The organism is Lentzea sp. (genome assembly GCF_036380075.1).
Lineage (GTDB): Bacteria > Actinomycetota > Actinomycetes > Mycobacteriales > Pseudonocardiaceae > Lentzea.
This window is the reverse complement of the sequence record NZ_DASVFL010000130.1, coordinates 1-6,634: the sequence shown is the minus strand read 5'-3', so window position 1 is coordinate 6,634 and position 6,634 is coordinate 1. Positions and strand designations below refer to the sequence as shown.

The 6,634-nt window shown below is 70.2% G+C and carries 8 protein-coding genes; 3 read left to right on the top strand and 5 right to left on the bottom strand.

Features of this window, described 5'->3' with window-relative positions; all coding sequences use genetic code 11:
* From VF330_RS15855 to VF330_RS15840, 4 genes are all read right to left on the bottom strand, one after another.
* The coding region (locus tag VF330_RS15855) for a DUF6760 family protein (RefSeq protein WP_330852357.1) at positions 1-164 on the bottom strand (164 nt) is incomplete at its 3' end.
* Complete coding sequence (locus tag VF330_RS15850) at positions 161-529, bottom strand: hypothetical protein (protein ID WP_330852356.1); 369 nt, start codon at positions 527-529, stop codon at positions 161-163. The genes VF330_RS15850 and VF330_RS15855, both read right to left, overlap by 4 nt.
* Before the next feature lie 23 nt (positions 530-552).
* The gene (locus VF330_RS15845; protein WP_330852354.1) at positions 553-996 is read right to left on the bottom strand and encodes a phage tail protein; all 444 of its coding nucleotides are present in this window, start codon (positions 994-996) and stop codon (positions 553-555) included.
* A 15-nt stretch (positions 997-1,011) separates the two neighbouring features.
* The gene (locus VF330_RS15840; RefSeq protein WP_330852353.1) at positions 1,012-2,526 is read right to left on the bottom strand and encodes a phage tail sheath family protein; all 1,515 of its coding nucleotides are present in this window, start codon (positions 2,524-2,526) and stop codon (positions 1,012-1,014) included.
* 239 nt (positions 2,527-2,765) lie between these two features.
* On the opposite strand from VF330_RS15840, the gene VF330_RS15835 reads away from it, so the two are divergent.
* Genes VF330_RS15835 through VF330_RS15825 form a run of 3 tightly spaced genes read left to right on the top strand, consistent with a single transcriptional unit; the run spans position 2,766 to position 6,317 of the window.
* Positions 2,766-4,124 (top strand): DUF7594 domain-containing protein, encoded by a 1,359-nt coding sequence (locus VF330_RS15835; RefSeq protein ID WP_330852352.1) that lies wholly within the window; start codon positions 2,766-2,768, stop codon positions 4,122-4,124.
* Positions 4,125-4,161: 37 nt separating this feature from the next.
* A complete protein-coding gene (locus VF330_RS15830; RefSeq protein WP_330852355.1) occupies positions 4,162-5,364 on the top strand; it encodes an MFS transporter in 1,203 nt (400 codons plus the stop codon).
* A complete protein-coding gene (locus VF330_RS15825) occupies positions 5,361-6,317 on the top strand; it encodes a hypothetical protein (protein ID WP_330852351.1) in 957 nt (318 codons plus the stop codon). Before VF330_RS15830 ends, VF330_RS15825 begins: the two co-directional genes overlap by 4 nt.
* 6 nt (positions 6,318-6,323) lie before the next feature.
* Here VF330_RS15825 and VF330_RS15820 read toward each other — a convergent pair.
* Positions 6,324-6,634 (bottom strand): eCIS core domain-containing protein (locus VF330_RS15820; RefSeq protein ID WP_330852350.1); only part of this gene is annotated, 311 nt, incomplete at its 5' end.

Sequence of the window (6,634 nt, the reverse complement as noted above, 5' to 3'; positions counted from 1 at the left end):
CCAGAACCCGAACCAGCCGACATCCGCGTGTTGATCCGGCCGATCTCCTCCACGTAGCGCAGGCGCTCCCCGTGCTCCAGGTCCAGGATCGAGTCGAGCGACCAGTGGAAGTGGTAGGCGACGTACGCGACCTCCGAGTACAGCCGGTCCGGCGCGTACGTCACGATTCCCCCAGGCGCCCGCCCGCGATGTCGACCTCGAAGCCGTGGCCGCACGACGGGCACGCGACCGGCGAACGGGTGTGGCCCTCGCTGTTGATGCGGCGGTACATGTCCTGCAGGAACGCCAGGTCCGAGGCGAACAGGTTCTCGATGACCCCGGCGTGCACGTCGGTCACGGAGCCGATGCGCTCCACCACGCGACCCAGCAGCACGACGGTCAGGTACGCGGCGTTCTCGCGGACGCGGTCGTCCCGCAACGGGATCAGCTCGTCGCGGGCCGTCGCCAGCCTCATCACGCCGTCGCGGTGCAGGACGCCCGAGTCGTCCACGTAGCCGCGCGGCAGCTCGAAGGCGAACTCCGTGCGCATCTCCGGAGCCGCGGAGGCGCGCCTCACTCGACTTCCATCTCCTCGTAGGTGACCGTCAGCTTCTCGGTCAGCACGGAGGTGTCGCCGGCCTTCAGCGTGCCGATCTCCAGCGCCTTCGGCCACGCGCGCATGATCTTGTAGCGCTTGATGGCCTGGCCCTCGTAGTCGTAGACGACGACCACGCCGTTCTTGCGGGCGCTGCCCATCTTGCCGAAGCGGGAGTCCTTCACCCACTTCTCGAACGAGTTGTCGGAGGTGAGGCCGCGGGTGAAGACGACCTCGCCGGCCTTCATGCGGCCGGGCAGCTTCTTCACGACGTACTTGCCGTCGGCCATGTTCTGCTTGAGTTCGATGACGTCCTGCTCCATCTTCAGGCCGGTCACCTCGGAGATCTGCTTGATCGTGATGCCGTCGACCTCCAGGCCGAACGAGTGGCCTACCGACGTGTCGAGATCGGGGAGTGCCATGTCGATGAACCGCCTTTACTCGTTGACCAGACTGGTGCCGCCCTGCATCTGGGCGAGCCGGAAGATGACGAACTCCGCCGGCTTGACCGGCGCGATGCCGACCTCGCAGACCACCTGGCCGAGGTCGATGCCCTCCGCCGGGTTGGTCTCGCGGTCGCACTTGACGTAGAACGCCTCGTCGGGCGTCAGGCCGAACAGGGCCCCCTTGCGCCACTCCATCACCAGGAACGCGGCGATGGTGCGGCGGATGCGGGCCCACAGGGCGTCGTCGTTGGGCTCGAAGACGACCCACTGCGTCCCGTCCAGAATGGACTCCTCGAGGGAGTTGAAGAGCCGCCGGACGTTCAGGTAGCGCCACGCCGGATCGGAGGACAGGGTCCGCGCGCCCCAGACGCGGATGCCGCGGCCGGTGAACGAGCGGATGCAGTTGACGCCGATGGGGTTCAGCAGCTCCTGCTCGGCCTTGGTCAGCTGCGTCTGCAACGCCACGGCGCCGCGCACGGTCTCGTTCGCCGGGGCCTTGTGCACGCCGCGGGTGGCGTCGGTGCGGGCCCAGACGCCGGCCATGTGGCCCGACGGCGGCACGAAGACGTTGTCCGAAGTGGACGGATCGTAGACCTTGATCCACGGGTAGTAGAGGGTCGCGTACTTCGAGTCGTAGCCCGCCTCGACCTGCTTCCAGTTCTTCACCTGGTCCGGCGTGAGGTCCGGCGGCGGGTCGAGGATCGCCATGCGGTCGCCCATGAGCTCGCAGTGCGCGATCATCGCGGCCTGCACGGTCTTCACGGCCTCCAGCGTGATGAGGCCGCGCTGGTAGGAGCTCATCAGGTCCGGCACCGAGACCATCGTGACCTCGTCCACGGCCTCCAAGCCGCCGAACCCGGTGCGGTCGGCGACGTCGCCCACGTAGTCGTCCGCCACGACCTTGCGCGGCACGGGCGGTGCCGCGGGGGCCTCGCGCAACGCCGCGGAGGTCTTGTCCGGCTTGGCGAGCGCCGCGCCCGCGACCTCCTCGATCGTGATCAGCTTCGACGCCGCGTTCACGACGGTGACGACGTTCTCCTTGCCGCGCTTGGAGGTCACCTGGTGCGTCTCGACGACCTTGCCGTTGTCCTTGACCAGCAAAGCGAAGCGGTCGTCCGGCGGGTTCTCCCCCGCGGCGTCGCCGACCTCGACGGACAGGCTGCCCGCGGTCAGCTCGCGCGCGGCGACGCGGTAGCCGCCCAGGACGGCCGACGGACCGGCGGGCAGCGCGGCCGCGGACCGGTCGCCGCCGACGCGCACGACGTAGCAGTTGGTGCCGCCGTTGAGGAAGTAGCCGTAGACGGCCAGGGGCAGGTAGCAGCCCTCGGCGAAGTCGCCGAACTTCTCGGTGTACTGCGCCCAGTTCGACACCAGGGTCGGGGTGTTGTACTCACCCTTGACTGCGAACCCGACGAACGCGGCGACGGCGGTGCCGACGCCCTCGATCGGGCGGGCACCTGCCTCCACCTCCTCGACGTACACGCCCGGCGAGAGATAGGTGGGCATCGACGGCCTCCCAAGTCGTACGGAATGCTGTGCGACCCATGCTGCGACGATCACGGCGAACCCGACACGACCCCGCGACGGTGCCGGAGGGAGCCCGCGGCTGCCCGAAAGGGCAGTCACCCCGCAGAGGGGTTTTCCCACCGTTCACCCAACTGCCGCCGAACGATCATTGGTGACCGAACCAAATCGCCCCTACTCTCGCCGACGGCCCATGTCCGCCCACCACACCAAGGACTGGCATGTCACGTCGCAGGGCTCCCCTGGCCGTGCTCTCCACGGTCATCGTCACGGCGGCCACGCTCACCGCCTCCACGGCCGCCCACGCGGCCACCACCACGTTCACCCCCACGGCCGACACCTACGTCGACAACTCCGCCACCGGCACCAACTACGGCACGTCCGGGCAGCTGGGCGCGGACGGCTCGCCGGTCAAGCGGTCGTTCCTCAAGTTCACGGTCTCGGGGACCAGCGGCACGGTCAGCAGCGCCAAGCTGCGCGTCCACACCGACGACGTCTCCGGCGCGGAAAGCCCCAGCGGCGGCACGTTCCGGGCCACGAGCAACGCCAGCTGGACCGAGACCGGCGTCACCTGGAACAACCAGCCCGCGGCCGACGGCGTCACGCTCGGCACGCTCGGGTCGGTCGCGCGCAACGCCTGGTACGAGGTCGACGTGACGAGCTACGTCACGGGCAACGGCACCTACAGCATCGCGATCACGTCCAGCAGCACGGACGGCGCCGACTACGACTCCCGCGAGTCCGGCACGACCGCGCCGCAGCTCGTGGTCACCGACGGCGCCACGCAGCCGCCGGGCGACCCGGTGTGGGTCGGCGCCGGCGACATCTCCGACTCCGGTTCCGGTGACACCGCCACGGCCGCGCTGCTCGACAACATCCAGGGCACCGTCTGGACCACGGGCGACAACGTCTACACCAACGGCACCGCGTCCGAGTTCGCCAACTACTACGACCCCACGTGGGGCCGGCACAAGGCGCGCACCAAGCCCTCCCCCGGCAACCACGACTACAACACCAGCGGCGCCACGGGGTACTACAACTACTTCGGTTCGCTGGCCGGTCCGTCCGGGCGGGGCTACTACTCCTACGACCTCGGCGACTGGCACATCGTGTCGCTGAACTCCAACGTCAGCATGTCGGCGGGCAGCGCGCAGGAGCAGTGGCTGCGGGCAGACCTGGCGGCGAGCACGAAGGCGTGCACCGCGGCGTACTGGCACCACCCGCTGTTCACCAGCGGCGCCAACCACGCGCCCTCGACGGCCACCAGGCCGTTGTTCCAGGCGCTGTACGACTACAACGCCGACGTCGTGGTCACCGGCCACAACCACCAGTACGAGCGGTTCGCCCCGATGAACCCCGACGGCGGCCTGGACACCGCGCGCGGCATCCGGTCGTTCGTCGCGGGCATGGGCGGCGCCGGTGCCTACGGCTTCGGCACGATCCAGCCGAACAGCGAGGCCCGCAACACCGGTACGCGCGGCGTGCTGAAGCTGACGTTGCACAGCGGCAGCTTCGACTGGCAGTTCGTCCCCGAGGCGGGCAAGACCTACACCGACAGCGGCACCACCACCTGCCACTGACGCGTCCGCACGCCAGAAACCGGGTTGGGGGCCGATGATGTACCTGTCCACCATTGACAAACCCAGGACGGCGAACTGGAAGGGGCTGAGCCGCAACGTCTTCGCGCTCGGCACGGTCAGCCTCATCACCGACGTGTCGTCGGAGATGGTGGCCGCGGTCCTGCCGCTGTACCTGGTCATCGGCCTCCAGCTCAGCCCGGCCGCGTACGGGCTGGTCGACGGCGTCTACACCGGCACCACCACCCTGCTCCGCCTCGCGGGCGGCTACCTCGCCGACCGCACGCACCGCCGCAAGGCCGTGGCGGGCTTCGGGTACGGCCTCTCCGCCGTGGCCAAGCTCGGGCTGCTCGCCGCGGGCGGCTCGCTGACCGCGCTCGGGTTCGTGATCACCGCGGACCGCGCGGGCAAGGGTCTCAGGACCGCGCCGCGCGACGCGCTGATCACCCTCTCCACTCCCAGCGGTGACCTGGGCCGGGCGTTCGGCGTGCACCGGGCGATGGACGGCATCGGCGCGTTCGCCGGGCCGCTGGTCGCGATGGCCGTGCTCGCGGCCTCGGCGCAGTCGTTCGACGCGGTGTTCGTCACCAGCTTCTGCATCGCCGCGTTCGGCGTCCTGGTCCTCGTGCTCCACGTGCGCGACCGGCCGGAACCGTTGGAGCGCAAGGAACCGCTGAAACTCGCGCTGCTGAAAGACCCGGCCGTCCGCAGGATCGTGCTCGCCGCGGCACTGCTCGGGCTGGTCACGATCGGCGACGGGTTCGTGTACCTGTTGCTGCAGAAGCGCGAGGGGCTGGTGTTCGGCTGGTTCCCGCTGCTCGCCGTCGGCACGAGCCTGGTCTACCTGCTGCTCGCCGCACCGCTGGGCGCGCTCGCGGACCGGGTCGGCCGGCTCAAGGTCATGCTGGCCGGCTACGGCGCGCTGACCGCCGTCTACCTGCTCCTGCACGGGCCGTTGGGCGGCTGGCCGCTCCTCGTGCTGGTCGTCCTGCTGTACGGCGTCTTCTACGCCTGCACGGACGGCGTGCTGATGGCGCTGGCGGGCCCGGTGCTGCCCGAACGCCTGCGCACCACCGGCATCGCGCTGATCCAGAGTGGACAGGCGCTCGCCTACCTCGGTTCGTCCGTGCTGTTCGGTCTCGCCTGGCAGTTCTGGAGCCCCGAGGCCGCCACCAGGACCGCCGCCGTCGCGGTCGTCCTGGCCCTGGTCACCACCGCCGCACTGCTGGGACGCCGATCATGAACAGCCGCCTGCTCGTCACCCTGACCGCCGCCGTCCTGCTCGGAGGCGTCGCCGTCGGCTACACCGCGCTGTCCGGTGCCGCACCGGACAACGCCGCGCAGTCCGTCCCGACGGGCGCCGGACCGCGGCTGATGGTGCTGAGCAACGGCAAGCTCTCCACGGTGTCGCGCACCGACCCGGCCGGGTCGCGCGAGGTCACCGAACAGCGTTGCGACCGTGTGTACTCCGCCGCGGGTACGATCTCCTGCCTGCGGCCGGTCGGCGCGCTCAAGGCCAGCGAACTGGCCGTGCTGGACAGCGACCTCAAAGAGCTGAAGACCGTTCCGCTGACCGGTTTCCCGAACCGCACGCGGGTCTCGGCGAGCGGCCGGATGGTGGCGTGGACGCTGTTCGTCGACGGGCACTCGTACGCGGCCAACGGGTTCTCCACGAGCACGGGCATCCTCGACACGAAGACCGGTGCGCTCGTCACGACGCTGGAGGAGTTCGCCGTCGAGGGCCTGCCGCAGCGGCCCGTCGACACGAACTACTGGGGCGTCACGTTCGCGGCCGACGACAACCACTTCTACGCCACCATGTCCACCGGCGGCCACCGCTACCTGCTCGAAGGCGACTTCGCGGCACGCACGGTCCGCCCGCTCACGGACCTGGACGACGTCGAGTGCCCGTCGCTCTCCCCCGACGGCACCCGCGTCGCCTACAAGAAGGCGGTCGGCGGCGACCCGCAGAAGGGCTGGCGCGTGTCGGTGCTCGACCTGGCGACGCGCAGGATCACCGAACTGGCCGAGAGCCGCAGCGTCGACGACCAGCCGGCGTGGGTCGACGACAGGACCGTCGCCTACGCCCTGCAGCGCGAGGACGGCCTCAACGACGTGTGGTCCGTGCCCGCCGACGGCACCGGCGCCCCCGCGGTCCTGGTTCCCGAAGCGAGCTCACCGGCGCCGATCGGCTAGCGGGAGTCACTCGGCAGGCGCCTCTTCTTCCTCCTCGGCCCGTTGCACGAACGTCTGGGCTGTCTCCTCCTCGGCGGGCGCTTCCTCGCGCTGCACGGCCATCTCGCCGCCGCTATGGCTGCCGTGGTCCTCGCAGCGCTGCACGGGAGCGGGCGCCGACATGACCCGGTCCGCGGTGGCGACGGCCTCGCGCTCGAACCGGTCGGACGGGTTGCTGACCTTCACGCCGCCGCCGTTGTCCGTGCCCTCGACCGGGCCGGACCGCTGCTGCACCACGTGCGTCAGCTCGTGCGCCAGCATGTGCTTGCCGGAGTCCG

Coding starts and splice junctions, on each gene's coding strand:
- VF330_RS15850 (WP_330852356.1), bottom strand. CDS start 529: ATGCGCACGGAGTTCGCCTTCGAGCTGCCGCGCGGCTACGTGGACGAC.
- VF330_RS15845 (WP_330852354.1), bottom strand. CDS start 996: ATGGCACTCCCCGATCTCGACACGTCGGTAGGCCACTCGTTCGGCCTG.
- VF330_RS15840 (WP_330852353.1), bottom strand. CDS start 2,526: ATGCCCACCTATCTCTCGCCGGGCGTGTACGTCGAGGAGGTGGAGGCA.
- VF330_RS15835 (WP_330852352.1), top strand. CDS start 2,766: ATGTCACGTCGCAGGGCTCCCCTGGCCGTGCTCTCCACGGTCATCGTC.
- VF330_RS15830 (WP_330852355.1), top strand. CDS start 4,162: ATGTACCTGTCCACCATTGACAAACCCAGGACGGCGAACTGGAAGGGG.
- VF330_RS15825 (WP_330852351.1), top strand. CDS start 5,361: ATGAACAGCCGCCTGCTCGTCACCCTGACCGCCGCCGTCCTGCTCGGA.